25 protein-coding genes and 1 other annotated feature are annotated in these 26,070 nt (G+C 36.9%); of the genes, 9 read left to right on the top strand and 16 right to left on the bottom strand.

Going from position 1 to position 26,070, the window contains the following annotated elements; translation table 11 throughout:
• Nucleotides 1–3: 3 nt before the first annotated feature.
• Both HBB17_RS13585 and HBB17_RS13580 read right to left on the bottom strand, forming a co-directional pair.
• The gene (locus tag HBB17_RS13585; protein ID WP_167958037.1) at nt 4–1,887 is read right to left on the bottom strand and encodes a heavy metal translocating P-type ATPase; all 1,884 of its coding nucleotides are present in this window, start codon (nt 1,885–1,887) and stop codon (nt 4–6) included.
• Between the two features lie 53 nt (nt 1,888–1,940).
• Nucleotides 1,941–2,159, bottom strand: a complete 219-nt coding sequence (locus HBB17_RS13580) for a cation transporter (RefSeq protein WP_167958036.1) — start codon at nt 2,157–2,159, stop codon at nt 1,941–1,943.
• Between the two features lie 161 nt (nt 2,160–2,320).
• On the opposite strand from HBB17_RS13580, the gene HBB17_RS13575 reads away from it, so the two are divergent.
• Together HBB17_RS13575 and HBB17_RS13570 are read left to right on the top strand one after the other, a co-directional pair.
• Nucleotides 2,321–2,683 (top strand): ArsR/SmtB family transcription factor, encoded by a 363-nt coding sequence (locus HBB17_RS13575; protein ID WP_167958035.1) that lies wholly within the window; start codon nt 2,321–2,323, stop codon nt 2,681–2,683.
• 13 nt (nt 2,684–2,696) lie between these two features.
• Entirely contained in the window at nt 2,697–3,698 is a 1,002-nt protein-coding gene (locus HBB17_RS13570; RefSeq protein ID WP_167958034.1) for a helix-turn-helix domain-containing protein, read from the top strand.
• 16 nt (nt 3,699–3,714) lie between these two features.
• Here HBB17_RS13570 and HBB17_RS13565 read toward each other — a convergent pair whose 3' ends face one another.
• Genes HBB17_RS13565 through HBB17_RS13555 form a run of 3 tightly spaced genes read right to left on the bottom strand, consistent with a single transcriptional unit; the run spans nt 3,715 to nt 6,227 of the window.
• Nucleotides 3,715–4,545 (bottom strand): sugar phosphate isomerase/epimerase family protein, encoded by an 831-nt coding sequence (locus HBB17_RS13565; RefSeq protein ID WP_167958033.1) that lies wholly within the window; start codon nt 4,543–4,545, stop codon nt 3,715–3,717.
• A 12-nt stretch (nt 4,546–4,557) separates the two neighbouring features.
• Nucleotides 4,558–5,448, bottom strand: a complete 891-nt coding sequence (locus HBB17_RS13560) for an alpha-hydroxy acid oxidase (protein WP_167958032.1) — start codon at nt 5,446–5,448, stop codon at nt 4,558–4,560.
• 26 nt (nt 5,449–5,474) lie between these two features.
• Nucleotides 5,475–6,227: an SDR family NAD(P)-dependent oxidoreductase gene (locus tag HBB17_RS13555; protein WP_167958031.1), complete on the bottom strand. Its 753-nt coding sequence runs from the start codon at nt 6,225–6,227 to the stop codon at nt 5,475–5,477.
• A 163-nt stretch (nt 6,228–6,390) separates the two neighbouring features.
• On the opposite strand from HBB17_RS13555, the gene HBB17_RS13550 reads away from it, so the two are divergent.
• Nucleotides 6,391–7,062, top strand: a complete 672-nt coding sequence (locus HBB17_RS13550) for a helix-turn-helix domain-containing protein (protein WP_167958030.1) — start codon at nt 6,391–6,393, stop codon at nt 7,060–7,062.
• 158 nt (nt 7,063–7,220) lie between these two features.
• Here HBB17_RS13550 and leuS read toward each other — a convergent pair whose 3' ends face one another.
• The 6 genes from leuS to HBB17_RS20660 form a co-directional block, all read right to left on the bottom strand.
• Nucleotides 7,221–9,644, bottom strand: coding sequence for a leucine--tRNA ligase (leuS, locus tag HBB17_RS13545; RefSeq protein ID WP_167958029.1), 2,424 nt, complete (start codon nt 9,642–9,644; stop codon nt 7,221–7,223).
• A 165-nt stretch (nt 9,645–9,809) separates the two neighbouring features.
• Nucleotides 9,810–10,025 (bottom strand) — a binding site (T-box leader).
• 188 nt (nt 10,026–10,213) lie between these two features.
• Nucleotides 10,214–11,200 (bottom strand): choloylglycine hydrolase, encoded by a 987-nt coding sequence (bsh, locus tag HBB17_RS13540; protein WP_167958028.1) that lies wholly within the window; start codon nt 11,198–11,200, stop codon nt 10,214–10,216.
• Between the two features lie 89 nt (nt 11,201–11,289).
• Nucleotides 11,290–12,348 (bottom strand): acyltransferase family protein, encoded by a 1,059-nt coding sequence (locus tag HBB17_RS13535; RefSeq protein ID WP_167958027.1) that lies wholly within the window; start codon nt 12,346–12,348, stop codon nt 11,290–11,292.
• Between the two features lie 68 nt (nt 12,349–12,416).
• Nucleotides 12,417–13,772 (bottom strand): glycoside hydrolase family 3 protein, encoded by a 1,356-nt coding sequence (locus HBB17_RS13530; protein WP_167958026.1) that lies wholly within the window; start codon nt 13,770–13,772, stop codon nt 12,417–12,419.
• Complete coding sequence (locus HBB17_RS13525) at nt 13,765–15,816, bottom strand: lectin-like protein (RefSeq protein ID WP_167958138.1); 2,052 nt, start codon at nt 15,814–15,816, stop codon at nt 13,765–13,767. Before HBB17_RS13525 ends, HBB17_RS13530 begins: the two co-directional genes overlap by 8 nt.
• A 321-nt stretch (nt 15,817–16,137) precedes the next feature.
• Nucleotides 16,138–16,266, bottom strand: coding sequence for a hypothetical protein (locus HBB17_RS20660; protein WP_274380788.1), 129 nt, complete (start codon nt 16,264–16,266; stop codon nt 16,138–16,140).
• Nucleotides 16,267–16,610: 344 nt separating this feature from the next.
• Between HBB17_RS20660 and HBB17_RS13520 the strand changes: the two genes are divergently transcribed.
• Complete coding sequence (locus HBB17_RS13520; RefSeq protein WP_167958025.1) at nt 16,611–17,036, top strand: MarR family winged helix-turn-helix transcriptional regulator; 426 nt, start codon at nt 16,611–16,613, stop codon at nt 17,034–17,036.
• Between the two features lie 554 nt (nt 17,037–17,590).
• Here HBB17_RS13520 and HBB17_RS13515 read toward each other — a convergent pair.
• Both HBB17_RS13515 and HBB17_RS13510 read right to left on the bottom strand, forming a co-directional pair.
• On the bottom strand, nt 17,591–18,124 hold the full coding sequence (locus HBB17_RS13515; RefSeq protein WP_167958024.1) for a hypothetical protein: 534 nt from the start codon (nt 18,122–18,124) through the stop codon (nt 17,591–17,593).
• Entirely contained in the window at nt 18,121–18,882 is a 762-nt protein-coding gene (locus HBB17_RS13510; protein ID WP_167958023.1) for an alpha/beta fold hydrolase, read from the bottom strand. The genes HBB17_RS13515 and HBB17_RS13510 overlap by 4 nt, the downstream gene beginning before the upstream one ends.
• Nucleotides 18,883–19,511: 629 nt before the next feature.
• On the opposite strand from HBB17_RS13510, the gene HBB17_RS13505 reads away from it, so the two are divergent.
• The 4 genes from HBB17_RS13505 to HBB17_RS13490 all read left to right on the top strand — a co-directional run bounded on the left by HBB17_RS13505 (nt 19,512) and on the right by HBB17_RS13490 (nt 22,899).
• Nucleotides 19,512–20,405, top strand: coding sequence for an AraC family transcriptional regulator (locus HBB17_RS13505; protein ID WP_167958022.1), 894 nt, complete (start codon nt 19,512–19,514; stop codon nt 20,403–20,405).
• 168 nt (nt 20,406–20,573) lie between these two features.
• Nucleotides 20,574–21,914: an alpha/beta hydrolase family protein gene (locus tag HBB17_RS13500; RefSeq protein WP_167958021.1), complete on the top strand. Its 1,341-nt coding sequence runs from the start codon at nt 20,574–20,576 to the stop codon at nt 21,912–21,914.
• 108 nt (nt 21,915–22,022) lie between these two features.
• Complete coding sequence (locus HBB17_RS13495; RefSeq protein WP_167958020.1) at nt 22,023–22,478, top strand: LytTR family DNA-binding domain-containing protein; 456 nt, start codon at nt 22,023–22,025, stop codon at nt 22,476–22,478.
• Nucleotides 22,468–22,899: a hypothetical protein gene (locus tag HBB17_RS13490; protein WP_167958019.1), complete on the top strand. Its 432-nt coding sequence runs from the start codon at nt 22,468–22,470 to the stop codon at nt 22,897–22,899. Before HBB17_RS13495 ends, HBB17_RS13490 begins: the two co-directional genes overlap by 11 nt.
• Before the next feature lie 119 nt (nt 22,900–23,018).
• Here HBB17_RS13490 and HBB17_RS13485 read toward each other — a convergent pair whose 3' ends face one another.
• Nucleotides 23,019–23,576 (bottom strand): DUF2441 domain-containing protein, encoded by a 558-nt coding sequence (locus tag HBB17_RS13485; protein ID WP_167958018.1) that lies wholly within the window; start codon nt 23,574–23,576, stop codon nt 23,019–23,021.
• Nucleotides 23,577–23,906: 330 nt separating this feature from the next.
• Here HBB17_RS13485 and HBB17_RS13480 point away from each other — a divergent pair, with 330 nt between their 5' ends.
• Nucleotides 23,907–24,431 (top strand): hypothetical protein, encoded by a 525-nt coding sequence (locus tag HBB17_RS13480; RefSeq protein WP_167958017.1) that lies wholly within the window; start codon nt 23,907–23,909, stop codon nt 24,429–24,431.
• A gap of 125 nt (nt 24,432–24,556) precedes the next feature.
• Here the strand turns inward: HBB17_RS13480 and HBB17_RS13475 are convergent, their stop codons facing one another.
• On the bottom strand, nt 24,557–25,462 hold the full coding sequence (locus tag HBB17_RS13475; RefSeq protein WP_167958016.1) for a DUF2935 domain-containing protein: 906 nt from the start codon (nt 25,460–25,462) through the stop codon (nt 24,557–24,559).
• Nucleotides 25,463–25,523: 61 nt separating this feature from the next.
• Nucleotides 25,524–26,054, bottom strand: coding sequence for a phosphotransferase-like protein (locus tag HBB17_RS13470; protein WP_167958015.1), 531 nt, complete (start codon nt 26,052–26,054; stop codon nt 25,524–25,526).
• Between the last annotated feature and the right edge of the window lie 16 nt (nt 26,055–26,070).

Below are 26,070 nucleotides of genomic sequence, written 5' to 3'. Positions count from 1 at the left end.
AAATTAGATTTTCTTAACGAATAGTGCACGAATGGCATTCAATACTGCAAGAACCGTTACACCAACATCTGCAAAGATTGCATACCACATGTTTGCAATTCCTACTGCTCCAAGCAACAAGCAAATTAATTTAATTGCTATTGCAAATGTTATGTTCTCATAGACAATACGAAGACATTTTCTTGAGATTGCAATTGCCTTTGCAATCTTGCTTGGATCATCATCCATAAGAACAATATCTGCTGCTTCAATAGCGGCATCGGATCCCATTGTACCCATTGCGATACCAATATCTGCTCTAGAAAGTACCGGTGCATCATTAATTCCATCTCCAACGAATGCAAGCTTACCTTTGGCAGGTTTTTGTTCTAAGAGACGTTCCACCTGGGTTACTTTATCGGCTGGTAGTAACTCACTGTACACCTCATCCAAACCCAAATCCCTTCCTACTTGTTCGGCTACTTTCTTTGCATCTCCTGTAAGCATAACTGTTTTAACAACACCTGTACGTTTTAATCGTCGGATTGCATCTTTCGATTGAGGTTTTACCACATCTGCAATTACGATATGACCTGCATATATTCCGTTAATGGCCATATGAATAATCGTTCCTACACTGTGGCAATTATTGTATTCTATATTTAAGCGTTTCATTAATTTATCATTACCTGCTGCTACCGTATCATTATCTACTTTTGCAATAATTCCGTTGCCACTGATCTCCTGAATATCATGAACTCTGCTCCGGTCTAATTCTTTTCCGTAAGCTCTCTGAAGGCTTTTACTTATTGGATGAGAAGATGCACTTTCTGCAAGAGCTGCATACTCAAGCAGTTTTTCCTTTTCCATTTCATTATGATGTACGTCATTTACCTCGAATACCCCTTGTGTCAAAGTTCCCGTCTTATCGAATACAACATACTTTGTTTTGGAAAGTGTCTCTAAGTAATTCGAACCTTTGATCAAAATTCCTTCCCGACTTGCTCCACCAATACCTGCAAAGAAACTAAGTGGGATACTTACCACAAGCGCACATGGACAACTGATTACAAGGAACGTAAGTGCTCGGTAGATCCATGTCATCCAATCTGCTGACTGTCCAAGAAAGATCATCTTTACAAGTGGTGGAAGTATCGCTAATGCTAATGCTGCATAACATACTAATGGTGTATACACTTTCGCAAATTTTGATATAAAATCCTCTGACTTTGATTTTCTTGAACTTGCATTCTCCACCAACTCCAGTACCTTTGATACGGTAGACTCTCCAAATTCTTTTGTTGTCTCAATCTTTATTACCCCTGTTAAGTTAATACAGCCACTGATTACTTCTTCTCCAGCTTTCACATCCTTTGGAATACTCTCACCTGTTAATGCACTGGTATTCAAGCTGGATACCCCTTCTATGATTGTTCCATCAATAGGGATTTTTTCACCTGGCTGAACAACAATGATACTTCCTACTTCAATTTCATCAGGATCTACTTTTTCAAGTTTTCCATCCACTTCAATATTTGCATAATCTGGTCTGATATCCATCAACTCACTAATGTTTTTACGACTCTTTCCAACTGCATAACTCTGAAACAGTTCTCCTACCTGATAAAAGAGCATAACAGCGACTGCGTCTACGTAATCACCTTTTCCCAGTAATGCGATGATAATCGCCCCTACCGTTGCAACCGTCATTAGGAAATTCTCATCAAACATCTTACCATTCTTGATTCCATGTAAAGCTTTCTTAATAATGTCATGTCCAATAACAACATATGGAACCAAATAACATGCAAATCTCACTATACCCTCTACTGGGATAAATGCTAGGAGAATCATGAGTGCTGTAGCAATCAGTATTCTTGTTAGTAACTTTTTCTGTTTTTTATTCATCTTCCCAAACCTCCAATCCTGGTCTTGGTGTATCTCTTCTTGTATAAATCAAGCTAGATAAAAATCTCACAGTCTTCTTCAACTTTCTTACAATTCTTCAAAACCGCTTGCATAACTGTTTTTACGTCTTGACCTTCTTCAAATTCGACGGACATCTTTTGTGTCATAAAGTTTACAGATGCATCCTTCACTCCCGCCGTTTTCTTTGCTGCATCCTCCATTAGGTTTGCACAATTTGCACAGTCTACTTCAATTTTATAATTTTTCTTCATTGCTATTACTCCTTTCAAGTGGTACAATATTTATCAATTAAAAGATTGTTTAATTGTTTATGTCTATACTTTACCACATACAACTATTATTGCAATAGGTTTTGCCCGAATGCTTCTAAATGGGCAAAAACTACGTCTAATTGGACCAAAGGAGGAATTTTATGGAACATACCCATTTACCACATGATCACGGAAATTATTCTCAAGAGGAATATGATCAGATTTTGAAACATACGGATTTTCAGACGGTTTCAGATATCTTTAAGCAATTGAGTGACAGCAGTCGTTTACAGATCTATTGGCTATTATGTCACTGCGAAGAATGTGTGATCAATATCTCAGCAATGGTTTCGATGAGTAGTCCTGCCGTTTCACATCACCTTCGTATCTTAAAAAGCAATGGTCTTATTGTAAGCCGACGAGAAGGGAAAGAAGTGTACTATAGAGCATCAGACTCAGAAACAAGCAAAGAATTACATCATATGATTGAAATCATGATGTCCATTCATTGTCCGATTGAATAGAAGGGAGCCTATTATGAAAGATGCCTCTCTTATGGATTTAGAAAATCGACTAAACGATGTGATCAATGGCACCTATACCATTCATAAAACAGATACAACAGAAACGATTGGTCGCACAGAATCCTATACCACCAAACACCCCAATTTGGGAAAGGGATTAATCGATGAGTATCTGATTTTTCCTGGAATAACCTTGTTCTATCAATACTTTTTAGGAAATGTAATTGATTTTCATCATGATTCCCTACACTCCTCTCTAGAGATCAATCATTGCCATCAAGGCCGGATTGGAATGCACATGAATAAAAATCAGAAAGTATTCCTAGGAGAAGGGGATATGGCTTTGCAACCAATGGACTGTTGTGCGGATGCAGAGATTACCCTTCCCTTGGGATTTTATGAAGGTATCATGATCACCATTGATCTGGAACGATTAATTCACAATCCTCCTTCTTTTTTCCCAAGTGAATTCAATGCTGGAACCATACTACAAGTAAAATTCTGTGAAGAAGGAAAACCTTTTGCACTTCCAGCCAACCACCGAATCGAACATATCTTTTGCGAGTTATATCAAGTACCAACGGAATTCAAAATTCCCTATATGAAATTGAAGGTATTAGAATTAATTTTATTCTTATGTCTTCTTGAGCCAAAGGATGAGCAATCCTTAAGTCCCTATCAATCAGACCAGGTGGAGATCATCAAACAGATACACAATAAATTAATTTGTAATTTAAATCAAAGATATACCATTGAGGAATTATCTTCAGAATATCTAATAAATGCTACAACGCTAAAAACTACATTTAAGAATATCTACGGTCTTCCAATTGCAACCTATATGAAGAAATACCGGATTGATGCTGCTGCCACTATGTTAAGGGAAAGTGATGCTTCTATTGCTGTTATTGCCTCCAGCATAGGCTATGAAAGCCAAGGGAAATTCACAAAAGCATTCAAAGAGCAAGTTGGGATTTCTCCCTCTGACTACCGAAGACAGTCTCATGTGTTATAGAGAAGAGGTTAACCAGTTAATGGTTAACCTCTTTTAATCTTTCTTTCACATACTGTAGGCTTTCTATGTATTCCGCCTCTGAATCTAAATGTTCAATAATCATTGGCATATCTTTTCTTTCCTTTGTTGCTAACTCTGCATACCTTTCTAGATTCAAAGTTCCTTTTCCACAAGCACATTCCCGTAGTTGGAATGTAAATTCCTTTAATAACAATACATCTTTCAGATGGCAACTACAGATCTGTCCATGCAGTTTTTCGAAACATTCCTCCATGAATTCTTCTGCGAAAAGATATCTTTTGGGCGATTGAATCATATTAACGAAATCTAGATGCACGCCAAAATTATCTCGTTGAACATCCTCAATTAAACGTAGATACTCATCTGGACCTGATGGAATCATCCAAGGCATAGGTTCTATCGTATATTTAGTATGTGTTGGTGCTGCTTCATCAATGATTGTTTGAATTGATTGGACAATCATCTGCCAAGTTTCTTTCGAATAATTCCCAGCATACGCACCATCCCAAATAGGACCATGAGGTGTTCCAACAATATTCACACAACAATTTGCGCCAATTCGATCAGCAAGTCGTAATTGTTCCACAGCATACGTTATATTTTTCTTTCGTTCCTGCACATCTGCTGCCAACGTATTCTTCCAAACACCTACTTCCGCTATCAGTAGATTCTCTTCTTTTGCTGCGTTACAGTAGTCATCAATCAGAGCAGGCGATGCCTCACAATTCACTGGAAATACTACTGCTTTACATCCAAGTTCCTTATGTTTTTTTGCCCATTCTTTTGGCGATTTATGTGTGAACGAAGTTGCTACTCCAAGTATCATATTCAATCCCCCCTAAAATGTCTTAAAATGAATAACCGAAGGATCAATCTCTGCTAAAGTCTTTGCACCGGTCCTTGCCATGATGCTCATCAATTCAAGATTCATCTCATTTATTCGTTTCGCTACTGCATCTTTTCCATCCTTTAGTGGCTCCATTAATTCTCTACCCACGCAAACTGCAGTTGCTCCTAACGCTAGCGCCTTAAATACGTCCATTCCACTTTCTATACCACAATCTACAAATATTGGTATCTGTCCATCTACTGCTTTTACGATTTCTGGTAGAATCATCAACGGTGGTATTGCATATTGCATAATTCCATGATGATGAGAAACAACAATTCCTTTTGCTCCAGCTTTCACACTTTTCTCCGCATCCTGGACACTTAATACACCTTTAATAATAAACGGAACAGAAGACCGCTCTACATATTCCTTAATTTCTTCAAATGACTTCGCATGCATTGGAAGACCACATACAACATCATACTTACCATTTCCAGAAAATGCATGGTCAATATCCATTCCAACAGCGAATGCATTATGCTCTATGGCATGATCCATTTTCTTATAGATCACATTGCTATCCTTATGGGGCTTGATAATCTTAATTGTTCTAGCACCCGTTTCTGTAATCTGCTCAAATTCATCTTCTTCTCCCATTCCAACCCAATGAACTGCTTTCGCTTCTAATGCTCCTTTTGCGATCTCTACCATTGCATTATCGCAAATTCCATGCAAATGTGATAATGCAGCCGTCATAATTGGTGTCTGAAATGTTTCACCATATAATTGTAGCTGCGTCGATGGTAGATCGGAATCTATATATCGTGACTCCAATAATAAAGAATCAAAATATTCTCTTGTTATACGATTTGCATCGCCTGCTTGGTTTTGTTTCATACTGCACCTCCTGGTAATTCCCTTATCTATTTTCTATATGGACTATCAAACTCTTTCTCTGCTTTAACCACTGCTTCCTCAAGGGACATTCCTGTAAAATTCTGTGCACCCAGATAACGTCCTGATTTTTTATCATTAACAAACACACCAACGACAATTCCAGGAATTGCACTTTCTGGTGCATTAGGTGCTTGTCCCCCACCCAGATCCGTTCTGCACCATCCTGGATCGGTTAGATTAATGCACACATCTGTACCTTCCACTGTGGAACCTAAGTCAATCGTTATTTTATCCAAAGCTGCTTTGCTGGCAGAATATCCTGCTTGTTGTGGTTCGAGTGCAATACCACTTGTTGTATTCAGTATTCTTCCAAATCCATTCGCTATCATCTTTGGCATGAAATGATAGCAAATCATTGCAGGTGCAATTGTATTAATCTTAAAACTCTCCATATAATCAGCCACTGGCGTTTCATAATATTCTTCTCTATACGCAATCTGTACTCCGGCATTATTCATAACAATACTAACATCCACTTGTAACGAATCAATCTCTTTCAACATTCTTTCAACTGCTTCCAAATCTGATAATTCCGCACAAACAGCATAGGCCTGAACGCCCATTGCCTGAACCTCTTCTAGAACTTTTTTCGTATTCTCCAAACTTCTACTATGCAGGATAAGATTACACCCCTGTTCCCCCATATATTTAGCTGTAAGATAACCAATTCCTCTACTTGCACCTGTAATAAGTGCCCATTTTCCTTTTACATCAATCATCTCTTATTTCCTCATCTTTCTTATAGATTTTTATAATCATATGACAAAAGCCTTTTGTAAAAAAATATGTAACAAACCAATTCATCTATTCGTATGGATTACATAATAACTCAGATCTTTACATCAAAGTATAGCATTTTTGTAGATATTATTCCATCCAAAGGTGATCCATTCTATATTTTCTGCAGACGGAAAACCGCTAGATTTAATTGGAATAAAACTAGATATTAGTAGAATGACTATGACCTCCGCCTATTCCCCAAAGTTAAGAAGCATCTTTCGTTTTGCGGAGAAAAGAAAACTTCACACAATATTTAATACAACGCAAACGAATACGATTAAAGCAAAGGATATTTTTCTATATTGTATAGAAGAAAGCCAAAAACAGAAATATAGTTATGATGTACTCATCCAAACCGAACTTTATAAGCTATTAATCGAAATTATACGTCTCTGGCAAAAGGAAGGATTTGTAATTGAAAATGAGATGTACGAGGAAGATCAAAAATACGATATATACACAATTACAGAATATATTGATGAAAATATGACTTCTAATCTATTGGTTACCGACATTGCTGCCAAATGCAAGATGAGTTATTCGTATTTTGCAAAAAACTTTTATCTTCTATATCAAGAAAGTTGTAAATCGTATATAGAAAAAATACGAATTCACAAGGTTAAAGATTATCTAACCTTTACTAACTTTGATATTACATATATAAGCCAAGAATTAGGTTTCTCTGATTCCAGTCATATGATCAAAACCTTCAAACGGGCAACCGGCCTTACCCCTGGAGAATACCGAAAAAAAAGAGGGTCCCATATGTCTTGATATCCCCCTGTCTACAGGACATGGAGTATAGCAATCTATAGGGACTCTCTTTTCTTTATTCAATATATGGGTTACCTAACAAATGTCAATATTAGCAATCTGCAAGTTTTCATGCATGATAATAATAAGCCATCGTAGAACAACCTGGTATCTTACCATTATTTCGCAACGATATTAATGATCTTACCTTTTACATAGATTTCTTTCACAATGTTCAAGCCTTCCAACGCCTTCATAACAGAAGGTACTTCCTTCGCTTTCGCGATTGCTGATACATTATCTTCATCTACTGCAACTTCAACTGTACCTTTTACTTTACCATTAATCTGAACACCAATGGTAACGGTATCTTCTTTGATCGCTGCTTCATCGTATGTTGGCCAGTTTTCATAAGCAATGGTTGTGTCATGACCGAACATACTCCACATCTCTTCTCCAACGTGTGGACAGATACAAGAAAGCATCTTAATGAATCCTTCTGCATAAACTTTTGGACAAGTACCTGCTTTATACGCTGCATTTACGAAGATCATCATCTGGCTAATTGCCGTGTTGAATCCTAACTGTTCAAAGTCACTAGTAACCTTTTTCACTGTTTGATGATATACCTTTGTTAATGTATCATCATTTTCTTCTGTGATATTCTCTGGATTGGTGAAGAAGTTCCATACACGGTTAATGAACTTTCTTGCGCCTTCTACTCCGGAATCACTCCAAGGTTTCGATACTTCAAGAGGTCCCATGAACATTTCATAAAGTCTTAATGTGTCGGCACCAAAGTCTCTTACGATATCACTTGGGTTAACAACGAATTCAGGGAAACGTTTTCCCATCTTAATACCATTAGAACCAAGAATCATACCTTGATGTACTAATTTCTTAAATGGTTCTCTTACTGGAGATAAGCCCTTATCATATAGATAGCGATTCCAGATTCTTGCATACATTAAGTGACCTACTGCATGCTCTGGTCCACCAATATATAAGTCAACTGGTAACCAGTGTTTTAATAATTCCTGGTTTGCGAATTCCTTTTCATTATCTGGATCAATATAGCGCATATAATACCAGCTAGAACCAGCACTACCTGGCATAGTTGATGTTTCACGTCTTCCTTTGATTCCATTATGATCGTATTGTTTCCACTCTGTTGCATTCTCAAGAGGAGCTTTCCCATTCTTGCCTTTGTAATCCTCAAGGACTGGTAAGATCAATGGTAATTCTTCATCATCTATTACATGAATGTTATCCCCTTCTGTATAGACTACAGGAACTGGTTCTCCCCAGTATCTTTGTCTAGCGAAGATCCATTCACGGAAATGGTAATTAACCGTTTTACGTGCAACGCCTTTCTTTACTAATTTATCTGTAATTGCTTCTTTTGCTTCTTCAACAGTAAGTCCTGTAAACTCTTCCGAATTGATCAGTTTACAGCCTTTTCCAAGGTAATCTTGCTTTTCAAATGCATGTTCGCTCACGTCTGCACCATCGATTACTTGAATCATATCAATCTTATGAACTTGTGCATATTCAAAGTCTCTTTGGTCATGTGTTGGAACTGCCATAACTGCTCCCGTACCATAACTAGCTAAAACGAAATCACCGATGAATAAAGGTACTTCTTTGCCGTTTACTGGGTTGATCGCATATAATCCTTTTAACATACAACCAGATTTTGTTTTGTTAAGTTGTGTACGGTCCATATCATTTTTCTTAAGAGTTTCATTAATATAAGCTTGTACTTCCTCTGGATTTTCAACTCTTGGCATTAATTCCTTAACAAGATCACTTTCTGGTGCAAGTACCATGAACGTAATACCATAGATTGTCTCAATACAAGTAGTGTAGATGGAGAATTTTCCACCGCCTACAATATCAAAATCAACTTCAACACCCTCGGATTTTCCTATCCAGTGACGTTGCATATCTTTCGTTGATTCTGGCCAATCAATCTCGTCCAAACCTTCTAATAATTTTTCTGCAAATGCTGGTTGGTTGATTACCCATTGTTTCATATTCTTACGAATAACTGGATATCCACCACGTTCGGATTTACCATCGATCACTTCATCGTTGGATAAAACTGTACCAAGTTCTTCACACCAGTTAACTGGCATATCCACGTATTTTGCATATCCATCAAGATATAATTGTTTGAAGATCCATTGTGTCCATTTATAGAATTTTGGATCGCTTGTTGCAATCATTTTTGACCAGTCATAATCGAAACCAAGTTCTCTTAACTGATTGGAGAATGTTTTAATGTTTTCTTGTGTGAAACCATTTGGATGATTTCCTGTACTAACTGCATATTGTTCTGCAGGTAAACCAAAGGAATCATATCCCATTGGATGCAATACGTTATATCCTTGCATACGTTTCATACGAGAAACGATATCGGTTGCTGTATACCCTTCTGGATGTCCTGCATGAAGACCTACTCCTGATGGATAAGGGAACATATCAAGTACGTAGTATTTTGGTTTCGAGAAATCCCAAACATCCGTCTTGAATGTTTGATGTTCTTCCCAGTATTTTTGCCACTTTTTCTCAATCACTGCTGGATTATATAATTGTGTCATTGTTTTACTCCATTTCTTAATAAAATTTTGGTTTGGCTATCAAAAGCCTGATGCTTTAGCTGACATCTACCTTATGTGCGAGTGCGCATCCCCCGGAGGGTTTATATAATAGGAAAGTCGGAGGACTTTCCTATTATATAAAAAAATCCTTCCATCTCTATATACAAAAGAGACGAAAGGATCACTACCTACCGCGGTACCACTCTAATTCAGGACTTACTCCTGCACTTGAATTCTATAACGGGAATGCCCGCCAAAGCCTACTTCATGTTCAACTTCGGAGTTCATAGACGAGTTCAAAGCTTTCCAGATTATCTTCCACCAACCGATAACTCTCTGTGACTGAAAACGACTTCTACTACTTCTACTCATTACTTTTACTTACGCAAACTTCGCACTTACAATATTCTAGCGAGTAGACATTATTTCATGTACGAAGTTTGCATTTATATTTGATTCTACATTACCCTTTTCCTGAAAAGATGTCAAGAGCCAAACCATAATTTTATATCATAAGTGTTATTTTTCGACTCTGTAATCCAGTCAAAACATAAAAAAGCCTTCCTTAGCTAATTCTGTTTATCATACTGTAACTCTTCCATATAAGCAAATCGTATAATCTCATTTCCATCTAGATTCACGTTGTTCATGTCAATTGCATGAATACCATATCCTTTGTACGTAGAATAATAGTAGATCCCTGTTTCCTGACACATACAGGAGGTATATAAGGTGATATCCTGAAGACGATCGGCTGTAACTGACCCAGCTGGCATTGCTACATTATTCAACATATGGAAGAACTGGCTTATTCCCTGCTTCCAATCTTCCGTTTCCATACAGTTGGATTTTAGATATGCAATTCGGACAAAACGATCCACTCCTGCAAATCCACCAGGTAATCCATTGGTTCCAACACCTACCCCTAAGGGTTTTAATTCTTTCTCTACCCAAGTAACCGATTCCGGTTGAATCGGCGTCGTTTTCATATATTCATTTAGATTTGTCAAATGCCAATCAAATGTCGGTGAATTGGTTAATACCCCCAGTGGATTCTCATACACAGCAAATCTTTCTTTTGTCTTTTCGATTACAATGGATTTTCCCTTCTTATCTGCAACAATCCAATGAAGCGTTGGCAGTGGTGTATTCTCGTTAATTGGAACTGCAACTAATTCCACATTTTTAATCTCTTTTGCAACCTCTTCTACGGTTTCAAAGTTTGACAAAATCCATATGATCAACTCATATGGTGGTAAATTATATTTACTAGGTACCGATTTCTCTTCCGTATAACAATATCCAGGGAAATTCAGGCCTGCACAACCTAATCCTTTTTCATTCATTGCATCAGCAAATGCTGGATATTCATCAATCAGCGAAGCCATACCAATTATTGCATATTTGCTTTTTCTCTTTTCTCCTGTAAACCGATCCTTAAATTCATAATTTCTAGGCACTACGGTAACTGCTTGATTAAAGGAATAGGATAAATCCATATTTCTTCCAAATAAGTGATACCCATCCTTTGTTTTAAGTGTTAATGCTGTACACAAAATGGTTTCCTCCATAATCTAATTTTATATGTTAGCATTAACCAAATGGAAGATATTATTCTGTTACAGAGCCATTGTAAGATTTTAAATCATTTTTTAATTGCAAAAAGAAATCTTGTCACATTAAATCTTCTACAGATTTGATATAACAGATACGATATGATAAAGGATAGAATAATAATCAGCACATATTGTGCATAAACGCCCTTAATATATGGTATGAGCCAATATCCTACCATAATGACAATCGTTTGGTGGAAAAGATATAGGGAAAACTCAGCCTTAACAAAATGCCTCGTGAATTTCCAATTATGATTCAAAAACCTTCTGCCAAGTCCAAGCATTGCAAGAATACCAATCCATTCCAACAAAGAATACAAAATAATGAAATATATACTATCTTCATAGCCCTTTGCATGAAGGAAACATCTTGTTCCTATTAATGCTACCCATGTAATACCTAATGGTGTGCTGTATTTCTGTAAACGTTCCAAAACATGCTCATCACTTAGGACAAAATAACCGATTAAGAAGCAAGCTCCAAACTGTGCAAAACTTTTTCCTCCAACGTTAAGGACATCCTCTAACACAACAACAGGAATCCCCAGACAGATTAGTATGGCCATATTAATTTTTGTACCATCTAGTTTCTTCTTTTTGTTTCGATACCATAGTAAAAGTGGCAAAGTAACAGAGGAGATCAGAAACAGATATAAGATAAACCATGTGTGTGCTGGTGTAAAATGTCCATCATATCCGCTCCAATCAGTAATTGTTAAAAAGATCTTCAAATGTTCAAAGTAATTTCCTTGGTATCCATTGTGAAACCGATCTGCTATGTACGTCTGCATTGGTACTACGAAGACAAGACAGGATAACAAGGGAACCAAAAGTTTTCGAATTCGTTCTTGTAGATACTGTTTTCCTGTTCGACGTTCAAAAGCATACATCGTTGACATTCCCGCCAAGACAAATAACCCCGTCATCCACCACGGATATACTCCTAGATTAACAAACGTCAAACTTTCTTTTGGTGTACCATTCACATAAAATGTTTCACCTAATGTATTGTAGATCATAGTAGTATGGAATGGTATCAATAAAAAGATACATAAAATTCGTAAGTTATCGATATAATATTTTCTCATTCGTTCTCCCCCTCTATAATTCCTCGATTAATTGTTTGAGTAAATATCAATAAACGATATTTCGCTTATTATAGACCTTCGTCCATACCAAACTTTACACGTAATATTCTTCGAACCGATTCATTAATACGCTCTTCTGATAAATTTCCAGAAGCTACCGCATCAAGAACACCGGCATAAGCTGTTTGAAAATTAGAAGGCATAAGTACAATATCATTTCCTGCATCAATTGCCATCACTGCTGCTGTGGATGCACTGTACTTTTCTGTTATTGCCCCCATGTTCATAGCATCGGTCATAATAAGCCCATCATACTGCAACTGCCCTCTTAACACCTCTGTAATCATATGTTTTGATAAGCTGCTTGGTAGATCATCTCCCGTTACATTCGGTACTGATATATGTCCCACCATAATCACTTGAATTCCATCTTCAATCGCATCTATGAATGGTATTAGCTCACAATCAAGTAATTCGTCTATTGTTTTATCCGTGTAGGCATATCCCTCATGGGAATCTCCTACGGTTGCTCCATGACCAGGGAAATGCTTAATAATAGAGATCACACCTTCCTTTTGTAAAGCATTGGACTCTGCAAGTATCATTTCTGATACCAACGTTTCATCACTTCCAAAAGAGCGGTTACCAATAACGGTATTCGAAGCATTGCTTAGAACATCCGCATCAGGAGCACTGTTCATATTGAAACCTAATGCAGACAGATACGCTCCGATTGTAGACCCCACTTCACTTGCCTTACTGGCATCCTTTGTTGCTCCGATTTCACTCATTGGTGGAAAATTATTCACTCCAAAATTCGGATTACTGGCGATTCTTGCTACTAAGCCACCTTCTTCATCTACCATAAGGAATGGCGTTGCATAACCAGCTGCTTGATAATACTTCTTTGTTTGGTTCAGCATCGTTGTTGTCTGCTCAGGATCTATTAAATTCTGTTTGAAATAAATAATTCCTCCAACAGGATACTTATCAATATTATCTTTCGTGGCCGTTTCCGCTGTCGTAACTTGTGCATATCCTGTCAATGCCTCTGGCGTAATCATAAACATTTGTGCAACCTTTTCCTGAATGGAATGAGTTGCAATCCACTCCTCGATCTGCTGCTCTATTTTCCCGTCACCTAATTGTGCGGTATCCTTTTCTTGTGAAGTAGGATTCTCAGCCTTCTTTCCATCAGCCTCTGCACCTGAATTCAACGCATCGCCCTCTGTATCTCCTTCTTTATCACCTTGTAGATCGGTATCCTCTTCTACAAAATCATTTCCTGCATTTTCTCGCTGTTCACTAGATCCATTCGTATTCTTGTCAACATTCACATTTGCAGGCTTCTTAGAAAAATTACACCCCACAAGGCTTAACATAAGGAACATACCTAGACATATTTTTAAATATTTTTTATTCATATTCACATATATACCCCAATTTTCCAGAAAAATTACTTGCCTTATCTAATAAATCATTTGCAACATCATTCCATACCCATCTTTTTTCTTTTTTGTAATAGAAGATACCCATACGATCTTCTACTGTATCTCCATCGTTATAACTTGGTTCCCCCTTCATCCATTCTTCTCGTCCTTCAAGGGCTTCCTCTGTATGCCACTCCCCTGGAGATAGCCAATAGTATTGGTCATCTACACATTTTCCACCGACATAATAATAATTGGACTGATTGAGTTCTAAGGAAGATAATACATATTCGTATTCTTCATTCGTTTCAAATGTTACCAAATGTCCACCTGCATCCATACAGGCTTGATTTGCCTCTTCCCATGTCATATCACCCATGAATACGTCGTATGTATGGATTCCTTCTGTATACGCAATTGCGTCATCAAAATCATCTGAATTGCTTGCTTCTTTCACATCTTCTACATTCCACTCAAAATTATATTCGTCCCCATAATAGTATTCGCATGCCTGCTTAAGATCTGCTAAAGTCTCATAACCATAGTAATAGTAACGATCATAACTATAGGATTCCTCTCCATAATAGGCGTCCTTCGTAAATGTATCCAATGGCGTATAGTAATACTCGAAGTCTACATCATAAGATCCATCTGCATTTGCAATGATATTTGGGAATTTTACTTCATAGTATTGCACCACTTTCACCGCTGGATACGAGGAAGAAGCCCGTACGTGTGAACTAATCTTATATACAAGGCTATACAAGTTATAGGCACCTGAATAGTTTGTTTTTGGCGTTTGCATGTAATCTCCCATATAGGTAACGGAATCTACAAATGCTTCTGATGACCAAGCTGATGTATAATCCGCTATGATATCTTCTGATTGACTCTGAAGATTCTTTTTAATATCTTCATTCAGATCAGAAATACTACTTACATAGCCACTCAGTCCACTAACCGTATACTTTTTCTCCGTTACAGTAGGTACTTTCCCATATGTCTCCGCATAATACTCCATATCATAGCTGTCGATATATACCGTTATTGTATCCCCATTGCTTAATCCTGTTGTATTATCACAATAGAAGTCATAGGCACTCATAATTTCACCATTATAAAGAATCTCTGCTTGACCGTCTGGAGCAACACCTCTAAATGTAATCTCAACTCCTTCAAATGGATCAAATTCCCCAATTGCAGTTAATCCTGAAACTTTGTATTTTCCATTGGAGAATTTAACCTTACAACCTATATATTTACTAATATCATTGGCATCAATATCCCAAGTGTAAGCAATACGATCTCCATTGGATAGATTTGACGTGTTTTCTAGATCGATATCAACATAATCATGTAATATTTCTAAAGGTCTTACTAATCGAACGAACTCGCCATATTCTGTCTTAGCCTTTTTTGTAAACTTGACTTTATCACCATATTTCTCTTCAATTGCATCCCAATCTATGCTGATATCGGCTTTCCCATACCCATCATATCCTTCGCAAGTAATGATGATGTATTTGTTTAGGTCAATGGTAGGTTTTTTGTTTACCCAAAAGATAAGGAAAGCAGCCAATGCGATTGCTACAGCTCCAAGTCCAAACCAAAGTTTCTTTGGTACACGCTTACTTTTTCCCATATTCATTTGTAAATTCGGATTATTTGCTCCCTGAGCAATGTTCTCAGGTGCCATATTGTAATTCTGTTGGTAGCTAGGAGCTATTCCTTCATTCGGTTGGGAATTGCTATAATACCCCTCAGTCGTTGATTGGGTAGTGTTATCCAGCCGCTCCGTATCTGGTTGGAGTGTTTGATCTACTACCTCTGTTTCTTGTTGGATCGCTTGATCTACTATCTCAGTCTCTGGTTGGACAGCTTGTTCTACTATCTCAGCCTCTGGTTGGGTATAGTTGTATACCCCCTCGTTCATCGGTTGCGTTTGCGTATCTACTGTAGGTTCTGTTAATCTCGTACCACAGTTGCGGCAAAAATTATTGCCTTCCATGTTCTGTGTTCCACAATTCTTACAATACATATGTCCCTCTCCTTGTCATTATCCCTCTCCAAATGGATGGGGAATCGTTTTTATTCTCTACAATTCGACATATTTATTATATGAAATATATATTGGGTTAGCAAGACAGTAAAACTTTCTTTCGTTAATTTGCCCAAACATTACATTCCTACTTTACATTTTATTTCACATATGGTAATATCCCTATATGGTAATATAAACAATTAATTGAAAGGAGTAATGTTTTATGAAAGCTTTCGTAACCCGTTTATCCTCTACCAAATCACTCTGTCTCACATTTGGTATGTTTCTCCTCCTTTGCTGTCTGTGTAATACTTTTTTTCAGTGTGAGTTTACATATCTAACACAGACATTTGGATATTCATCCACCCATGCATTCTCACTGTTGGAATCAATCGGATCCTCTGGAAGACAATCCCATCTACTTATTCTAATTGCTGACTTTGCCATGATTATACTGTATTCTGCATTCCTAGTTGGATTACAGTACCGGATATCCTCTAAAATCACGCAAAACTGCCATACAATAACCCTACTAACATTCCTGCCTCTCTTGCTCTCCTTCATCCAGTTCATTGAAATTCTTCTAACAGCAATCTTGATTTTGGATTATGGGCATAAGCATATCAACCTTGCCCATAGTACAAGTCTACTTACATCTATAAAATGTGTCATGACACCTGTTATCTTTCTATTGCCATGCATCTGTTTTGGTGCTAAAATTCTTCTATCAAATAAAAAACGCATTCATCGGGCATAACGTCCCTTGGAATAGCGATGAAGGAAGAATTGGAATGAACCAACATGCACAAACACTATGCAATATTTGGAATACTCTTCTACTCAATCAATCCATAGAGATCTGTACTGAAGAATTGAAGGGACTAGGTATTCCCGATATGAAACTATTAAAACTCTGTTATCTTCATCCAGAATATAAACTCAAAGACTATCTGAAATGCTTAGCAATTCCAAACAGCACATTAACAAACATGATCAACCGACTAGAAAAAAAGGAATTTCTAATACGAACCATAGATAAAACAGATCTTCGATCTTTTGGATTGGAGTTAACAGCACATGGAAAGTGCTCCATACAGGAGCATTTCAAACAAGAGGAATTACTGTTTGAGCAGATGCTACAGCCACTTTCTGATTCAGAACAAAGTGCGTTTCTTGCTTTATTTACGAAATTAATACAGTCACTTCCTGAAACTTAATGCATCATGTAGCAAGCTTCTAACATGATTATGAATTTGATTTAAAAGGAAACATACGAACTCGCAAAAAGGAATACTCCGTCAAGCTTCATGACGGAGTATTCCTTTTTGCTTTGCCTTCTTTACAACAACACAATTCACCTCTTGCAATATATACCATGTTTTCCAGTCATTAATTATTAACTACATATTGCGTAATTGTTACAAAAGTGTTACAATTTAAAATGTTCCAAGAAAACAAAAGTTGTTAAGGAGGATATACTATGTGTTTTAATTTTTTAAATTGTTCTGATTTATTAGCAATGATTAAAGCTTGCTTTGGTTGCTAATTATTAGAAAACATCAAGTAACCCGATTCACAATGTAACGTTAAGGAGGATAATATTATGTGTTTTAATTTCAACTGTTCTGATTTATTAGCAATGATTAAAGCTTGTTTTGGTTGCTAATATTGAATATATGTAAAAAAGTGGCTGGCGCTTTACTTCTTGCGCCAGCCACTTTTTTAGGCTCAAAGGATGTTGTCTGAATACAAAAGGCAAACATTTGTTGGTTTAAACATTTTTCATTATAAATTCCATAACCTGTTTTACTATATTCATACTCTTATAGGGTTCCTTTTCAATTTCAAGCAAATGGTTTGCACCGTTCACACACAATATATTCACATTATTATATTCACTATGCTCTTTATACATTGGATAGCACTTGTCTTTTGTTCCAATTACGATTTTACAATCTGACGTACAATAAGGCAATGTTTCCTTAATTGGTGTCAGAAATACCTGAGTGACAGGAAGATTTAAACGATTTGAAATCCAACCAGCTTCTACTGTTCCAATACTTTTGGATAGGAATATGATCTTTTCATATTCATTAAATGGGATCTCACGTAGCTGTTTCAATTCATAATTTCTTAATTCATCTAGTCTATGTTCCAATGGTTTGGATTGATCGGATAGTAAGTTCCCATAATCAACAGAAAAACGTTCATATCCCTTCGTTTCTGCTATAAAATCTGCATAATAAAATAATGGACAGTTGACTCCATAACCTATGCCTGGGAAAAAAATTATAATCTTCTTCATACACCCTCCCTACGATGCGTAACGAATTCTCGAATATGTTGGGTATAGAAATCCGGTTTCTCTAGCGGTGCCATATGGCGATATCCTGGAAGTATGTACAATTCCTTCTCCTTGCTTTCTTTCTCTAGCCAATATGCAGCACTGACTTTTGCGGTCTTGTCATCACCCGCCCACAGAATAAGAACAGGGACATGCAATTGATTCAATTGCTCTTTTAAATTCGGTATCGGTTTTCCTATTGATGTTAATATTTCTACGAAATTCTTTCGCATCGTCTTCGACTTCATCATATCGGCAACCCACTGTTTCCCCAACTGATAGATGGCAGATTTGGTATTAACAAAATCCGGTTTTCCTAGCATCTCTTGTATGCAACCAAATCTCAGTAGGCTTGGCAAGATCCATTTTAGTACTGGTTTTCCCCAAGAAAAACGAAGTGGGGGTAACAGATATTCAACGCCTGCACTATCCACTAGAATCAGCTGTTTTACCCGATTGGGATAGGTAAGCGTATAATTCAGTGCCGTTCTTCCACCCATGGAATAACCGAGAACAACCATCTGCTCAATCCCCTTACTCTTTCTGATTTCTTCAATATATTCCACATAATCCTCATCACAATACTCGATGATCGGGTCTTCCTCACGAAATCCAGGCATAACTGGTTTTATAACTTCCATATACTGCTTCACATCTTCTTCAAGCAGATTCAATGGATTCGGACCACCCATTCCATGTAACATTAACATTGTTTCCATATACTCACGCTCCATCCTTCTCAATAAAACTGGCATACTGCTTGTGCAATGTGTTTCACGCTATTCGTCATATATTCTTTCATTATAGTATTTACATGCTTTAATGTAAATAAAGAAGCATTTTGTTTCGGGTTTCATTGCTTTCTAACCAATAGTCATATAAACTAAACTTAGTTACTCAAACTTCGCAGTTTAATTGCTGCCCTGTTATCCTAAGGCATTTTCAGCAATTAATATATCTCCACTTCGATTCCAATGTGCTATTTTTCTAATATCGACTTTTCTAGCAAAAAGCCATCAAAAAAGTGCAAAACTCCTCGCAAGCTCGTCAAACAGTTGCACTTTTTTGATGAAAGCCAGAAAACTCGACATAAAAAAAATATGCACATTTCCATAGGCGTTTCGGTATATTAATTGCTGAAAACGCCTCTATATGATAGGTTTTTGGCAGCAATTGAACTGCAAAGTTTGTATTAGTTACATAAAATTCCCACTTGCATGATTTGAACGAGTATGTGCTTTATAATGGTCTTAATCTATAACCTCCTTCAATACGATCATATTGTGCACAGAAAGTTGCGTTTGACAATTCATCATTTGTTATTCTTTTATTGAAAGGAAGGATTAGAATGGAATGGCTAACAAAAATGAATGCTGCAATTGATTATATCGAAACCCATCTTACCGAGGATATTCATTTTGATATCGTTGCAATGAATGCTGGGTGCTCTTCCTATAATTTTCAGCGAATGTTTTCATTCATAACCGATATACCACTTGCTGAATACATACGACGAAGACGATTAACGCAAGCAGCATTAGAATTACAAAATACGGATCAAAAAGTTATTGATGTTGCAATCAAATACGGATATGATTCTGCAACTTCATTTACAAGAGCTTTTAAAACACTTCACGGGTTAACTCCTACAGAAGCAAGGCAAGAAGGAGTAATATTAAAGGCCTATCCTAAGATTTCTTTTCAAATATCAATTAAAGGAGATCAAGAAATGAACTACAGAATTGAAACAAAAGAGGCATTTGATGTTTTTGGAATCGAAACGATTTGTTCCCTAACCAATGAAGAAGGTCGATTGACCCCCGCTCAATTATGGAAACAGTGTCAACAAAACGGGGAATATGAACGGTTATACGCGAATTCTGGTAAATTACCTGACTATGTAGCGAAGAATTTATGTAAGATTCATGGTGTTGAGAATTATCGGACTACTGACGACAATACATTTGCTTATATGCTCTGTGCCTTCTGTTCCAAAGATAGTAAGACAAAGGGATATCAGATTGCTCATATACCTGCTCAAACATATGCGATCTTCCCTTCTGAAACATTTCACTGGGATGAAGATTTTCATACTGTTCTTACTACATTGCAAAAAAGATTCTATACAGAATGGCTACCTACCGCAGATTACAATCGAGCAGATGGACCGAACTTTGAAATCTATGGTGGTACACCAGAAAGTGGATACATTGAATTGTGGTATCCTATTGTAAGAAAATAAATGAAACAAGCAATCTAAATGCATCTCATCCACTACAAGTTGCAACTCATCCAGCCATGTATTGTTCGAAAAGAAAAAAGATGGTACGCTGAATTCAACAAAAAACAAGAGCCCAGGGAAAAAGAAAAACCTGGCTTCATAGGACAAGAATAAGAAAGGAACATGTATATGATGGGTTGGATTATATTCGCATTAATTGTAGTAGTTGAGGTTGGGATGATGGTATATTCCATATTACAAAAGAAGAATATCAAAATAGAACGTGCCGCAATAAGAATTGGGGCTTTCGGAGTGGCAGTGCTGGCAGTAATAACAGGAATTATTGAGTGGACCTTCCGTGTTAAAGGTCTGTATCTCACGTTATTACTACTAACTGTATACTCGGTAGTCGTATTAATGAAACACACAAAAGGAATCTTGAAAGGAAAAGATTATAAGAAAGGTAGAACGATTCATCATACGATTCAAATGATTGGATTAATCGGATTTTCAGTAGTACCCCTACTTATCTTTCCACAATATAAACAACTAGAAACAACCGGACAATATGAAAGTAAAACAGCTACCTATACCTGGACGGATGAAAGTAGAACGGAAACACTTTCAAAAAAACAGGAAGGAAGAAATGTAACCGTAAAATTTTATTATCCATCGCAATACAAAGATGGTACGGAACTTGGAACCGAAGAAACATTTCCATTGATCGTATTCTCGCATGGAGCATTTGGTTTTATTGAAAGCAATTATTCTTTGTATCAAGAACTTGCCTCCAATGGGTATATTGTCTGTAGCATTAGCCATACGTACCACGCATTTTTCACAAAAGAAACCAACGGAAGTATAAAATTAGTTAATATGAACTTTATGCAGGAAGCAGTTGATGCAACAAATGAGTTATATGAAAATGAAGAAGAAAAGAAATTGGAAGATAAATGGATGGCCATCCGTACTGGTGATATGAACTTTGTATTGGATACCATTGAACAGATGGTAAATGAAAATACAACCGATGCAGCATTTGCACATATGAATATTGACAGCATAGGGCTGATTGGACATTCTCTTGGTGGGGCTACAGCTGTAGAAATCGCTAGAGAAAGAGACAACATTGGTGCTGTCGTTGTCCTCGATGGAACGCATCTTGGAGAACGAACTCTTGATGAAAATGGTGAGTGGGTTTATAATAATGAACCTCTTACTGTACCAGTTCTTGATATGCGAGCAGAGGATCACAACGAATCCATTCAGCATTCCGCTAATGAGTATGTCAATAACCATACCCTTTCCATTGCATCCGTTGGGCAAGCAGTAACGATCCTTGGAACTGGACATATGAATTTTACTGATTTACCAATGTTCTCCCCATTCTTAGCAAACATGTTAGGGAATGGAACCTGTGATGCCAAGGAATGTATCAAGCAAATTGACAGCATTGCTCTCCAGTGGTTTAATTATTATATCAAGGGTGATACGGTACTGGAGATTCAAGATGTGTATGACTTAAAATAAATGTCTTTCACTTCGCACTTTGCGTAGATATTTTCGTAAAGTTTTCATACTACCAGACTACTGGATATAACCTGCATAAAGTACGAAAATCCGGGAGGCTGGTAGGAAATGAAGACAGAAGTACATAGAGTAAAAGAAAAAAAAGATGAGAAAGTGACCATAGAATGTGTTGAACTTACCGAGGATGTACGCGAAATTCTTGTATTTATACAATCGAAGGGTCACGAGATTACGGGAATGCTTGATGGAACGTATACACAACTGCTGCTCTCTGATATATTTTATTTTGAAGCACTCGATGAGCATGTCTTTGCATATACCAAAGATCAAGTGTATGAGATCAGAAGTAGACTATACGAAGTGGAAGAACGCTACCAGGACATATACTTTCTTCGAATATCCAAGTCGATTGTAGTGAATCTTCGTAAAATACAAACTATAACTCCTGCCTTAAATGCCAGATTTACGGCACACCTGAAGAATGGAGAACAGCTAATCGTATCTAGGCAGTATGTAAAACAGCTAAAAAAAACTCTCTTAGGAGGACAGAAAAATGAAGTATAAAGAATATTTGTTACAAAAAGTAATTCCTACCTATTTTATGCTAGTAACCTTTCTTGTACTGTTTATCTGGTTGGCAGGAAACATACTAGAACCCGATGCAAAATACGGCTATGATATATTACTGTCTCCGCTGATCTATGCCGTCATTGGAATACTACCTGACATCTTTGGCTATTCGAAGAAGGAATATACGATGCGTCAGACCATTGTGAAAAAACTCATTCACTTATGTGTATTGATCGCGTTGATTCTTGGCTTTTCCTATGCAATGGGAGTCATCAAAAATTGGAGGGAAGCCGTTGCCATATTTTTTGGTATTGTTGTGATTGACGGCATTCTAGAAGTAATTCTATGGCGTATCGAACTGCGTACTGCACATCAATTAACACAGGCGTTAAGTAGATTTGATGATGAAACATAAAATCTGTTGAATATATAAATAGCAATACTATATCAGCCCCCCCTCCTATTGTACGGAACCCCAAAGTAGTTCGATTTAGTCTATCTTTTAGGGTCACATCAATTTGAGGGGAGGTGAAATTATTTGCTATACTCCTTAACAATCTCTACAACTTCGATCCTGCCTCCAAGAAGCGTTTCTTCCAATTCTCCATGTCGTTCACCCGACCAATAACGTTTTGCCTGCTGTATCTTTTTATCAAAACTATCCCCATTGATCTCTGGTAATAAACTGGCGTCTCCTGTAAATGCCTCAATATTCGATCGAAGCTTTACCAACTGCAATACTTCACGATTATAACTTTCAAAGTTCTCTTTCCATTTTCCTATATTCTCTAAGGATTCACTAACATACAGACAGGAAAATCTAGAAGGTCGTTCTGGATATAACTGAACACGTACCAGTTCCATAATTGTTTCTCGAACTGCTCTCGCCTGATTAAATACGTAATCATATGCAATTCCGATTTCCTCCTGTAGTTTATTGGCAGTGAGCACATCAAAGATATCTTTGCCATCTTCTGTCCTTGCTTCCCGTTTCATCCAAAAATCATATAATCGGTTTGTATTCCCATTTTCAAAGTCAATAATCTGCCCCTTTTCCATTGGAATTCTCGTAACTAAATGATAGTAATCCATATGTACCTCCTCCTAGCTTGTATAATGCTTATATTCTAAGATGTTACTCAACGTTACAATCTCTCTTTTTTGTTAATACTACAATCTCATCTAATTTCTGAAATTGTTTCTCTTTTGTCATATCCTATCACAAAATTATATCTCGTACAATTCTAAGATTTTCCTTCTTTAATACGCAATCCATCTGCGCGCCTCCTAATATGCTCTGCTATTTGAGGCCCATATCACAATTATTAAAGTGCTCTTCTGCCAGAAAGTATCACTATTGTAAGAAACTGTGCTATAATAAATAGGGAAATTTAAGATGGAACATCTGCCCTAATTATATGAATGATTGCAGGTGTTTTACAGAAGTACTTAATGAATCGAGGTGCGATTAATATAAAAGCAAAAGTGTCAGATATTGATTTTAATCAAATCAGCAAAGAAGATCGAATGCAATTTTCATTGTATAGTAAAAGACGTATGCGATTCTGTTTGTTATTTGGTGGAATATGTTCTCCTTTATCCTTCATGTTAGCAAATGAAATAGCAACAACGTATCAACTATCATTTTTCAAATGCGTGATAGCGACGGTGATTCTGTATGTATCTCTAGCATCTGCTCCATGGTGGATCTATTATGCAGGTAAACCGAAAGGGATCCGATATGGGCGTATCTCGGCTAAGAACGCAGAACGTGCAGGACAATATAGAGGTTACAACTATAACGTTTATTTTGAGGATATACACAAAAGTCTGATGCATGTGAGAATAAGCACGATTGTTCCAGGGCACCACTATAAACATCTGAAAGTAAAGGATCCGGTAAAGGTTGTTAAATGTTGGACTGGAAAGATTGTTATCATGCGATAAGATTACTACTGTTTATTCATGGCTGAGCAAAGGAAAAGGGACTGTTTTTTACAGCCCCTTCGTTTCTTGTTATACCTAATTCATTCCTTTTCCAACTAATCATTCTATTCTCATATATCTTCCTATTATTCATGTGATAACAATCTTAAATAATGGTTTGCTTCTCTAAGCACGTGATCCGCCAACAATGGCACAATTAGGGAGCGAATCTTACATTCATTAATTCCTTTCGTACCAGCTTCTTTAAAATCACGGTATTTTACGGTCTCTTCTTTAATTGCATTCGTTACGGAATCAATTGTTCTTTGATTCATATTCCTAGCATCCATTATTAATCTAGCATACTCACTAGCAAAATCATCTGCGGTACCAATCAGTTCATTCTCGGTTGGGTCTAGTAATCCTCGAATAAAAAGTGCATGTTCCATCATAATCTGGTTCCAGAACAACTCAACCTTTTGTATACTTTCCTGCTCTTTCACACATCCAGATTCCAAATCTTTTATGTATTGCTCATATAATTCTGCCTCTCGTATGATATGCTCTAATAATAACGGATAGTTCGCTGTATACATATTACAGCTAAGCACTTGCTTTAACACCCATTTTTTAAAGTCTATAAATTCCGATACTAACTCTAGTGCCCACTGATTCAGATCTCTTACATTGTTTAGAGTACATTGATCAACAGTCCTTCTTTCCTTTAAACAGTTTTGTACTAAATCATTTTCTAATTTGGTAATCTTCTGGTTAATACAAGCACCCGTTAATTCCTCCGTTTTTTTCTCAGAATCAAATGTATACTCTGTAAGGATTTCTCCCGACTTCAACACATCACGATCTACAATACCTTCGCTACTTTCTACAACCTTCAGCAACAAGCTTTCAAACGCTTCCTTGAATTTTCTTGCATCTTCCGTACAAAACACATCTGCTTTGGTAAACCCAATCTCCATAAAAAAAGCATGTTCTTTCATTATTCTTGCAAAGAACAGATGCAATTCTAATGAGGTAGCTACATAATCGCGCATTGGTCGCCTCCTAATCATTACTAGTAATACTATATGTACAGAAGCATGGTTATGTGAAATACTAAGATTTCGTAATCTTACTTAGCAACAAATCGACACATTGAGCAATCGTATTTCTTTCTGAATCAATACTATAGTAGTACGGAATATTCTCTTCTACGAATTTGCTTTGTTCCATTGATTGGTTCTCTCTCCGATCCCCACGAGCAATATTTCTCTGGCGTAATACCTCAAAAGAGCAGTGTACATTAATTATCTTTAATGGATACCCTTCAAATATCTTTGTCAGTTCCTCATAATGATGTTCTAATCCTTTCATCTTCATAATTAAACCATCAATTATGACATCATGCCCCTGTTCTGACAGACTACGTGCAGCATGATACATTGCAATAATAGCATTCGAATAATACTCCTGTGTATAAGCCCACTCTGGTATGGTTTCTTCAAACATATCAAAACCTAGGACAAAAAACATCTGCTTTTTACGTGAAGTTAACTCCTTAATCATTGATGATTTACCTGTACTTGTAAGACCACTCAGATAAATAATATCACCATAATTCTTTTTCTGACTACTTTCTGTATTCATGTTGATTTCTCCTTCT

It is taken from the genome of Anaerosporobacter faecicola, from assembly GCF_012070565.1.
Lineage (GTDB): Bacteria > Bacillota > Clostridia > Lachnospirales > Lachnospiraceae > Anaerosporobacter > Anaerosporobacter faecicola.
The sequence above is the reverse complement of the archived record's forward strand: the minus strand, read 5'-3'. Positions and strand labels throughout refer to the sequence as shown.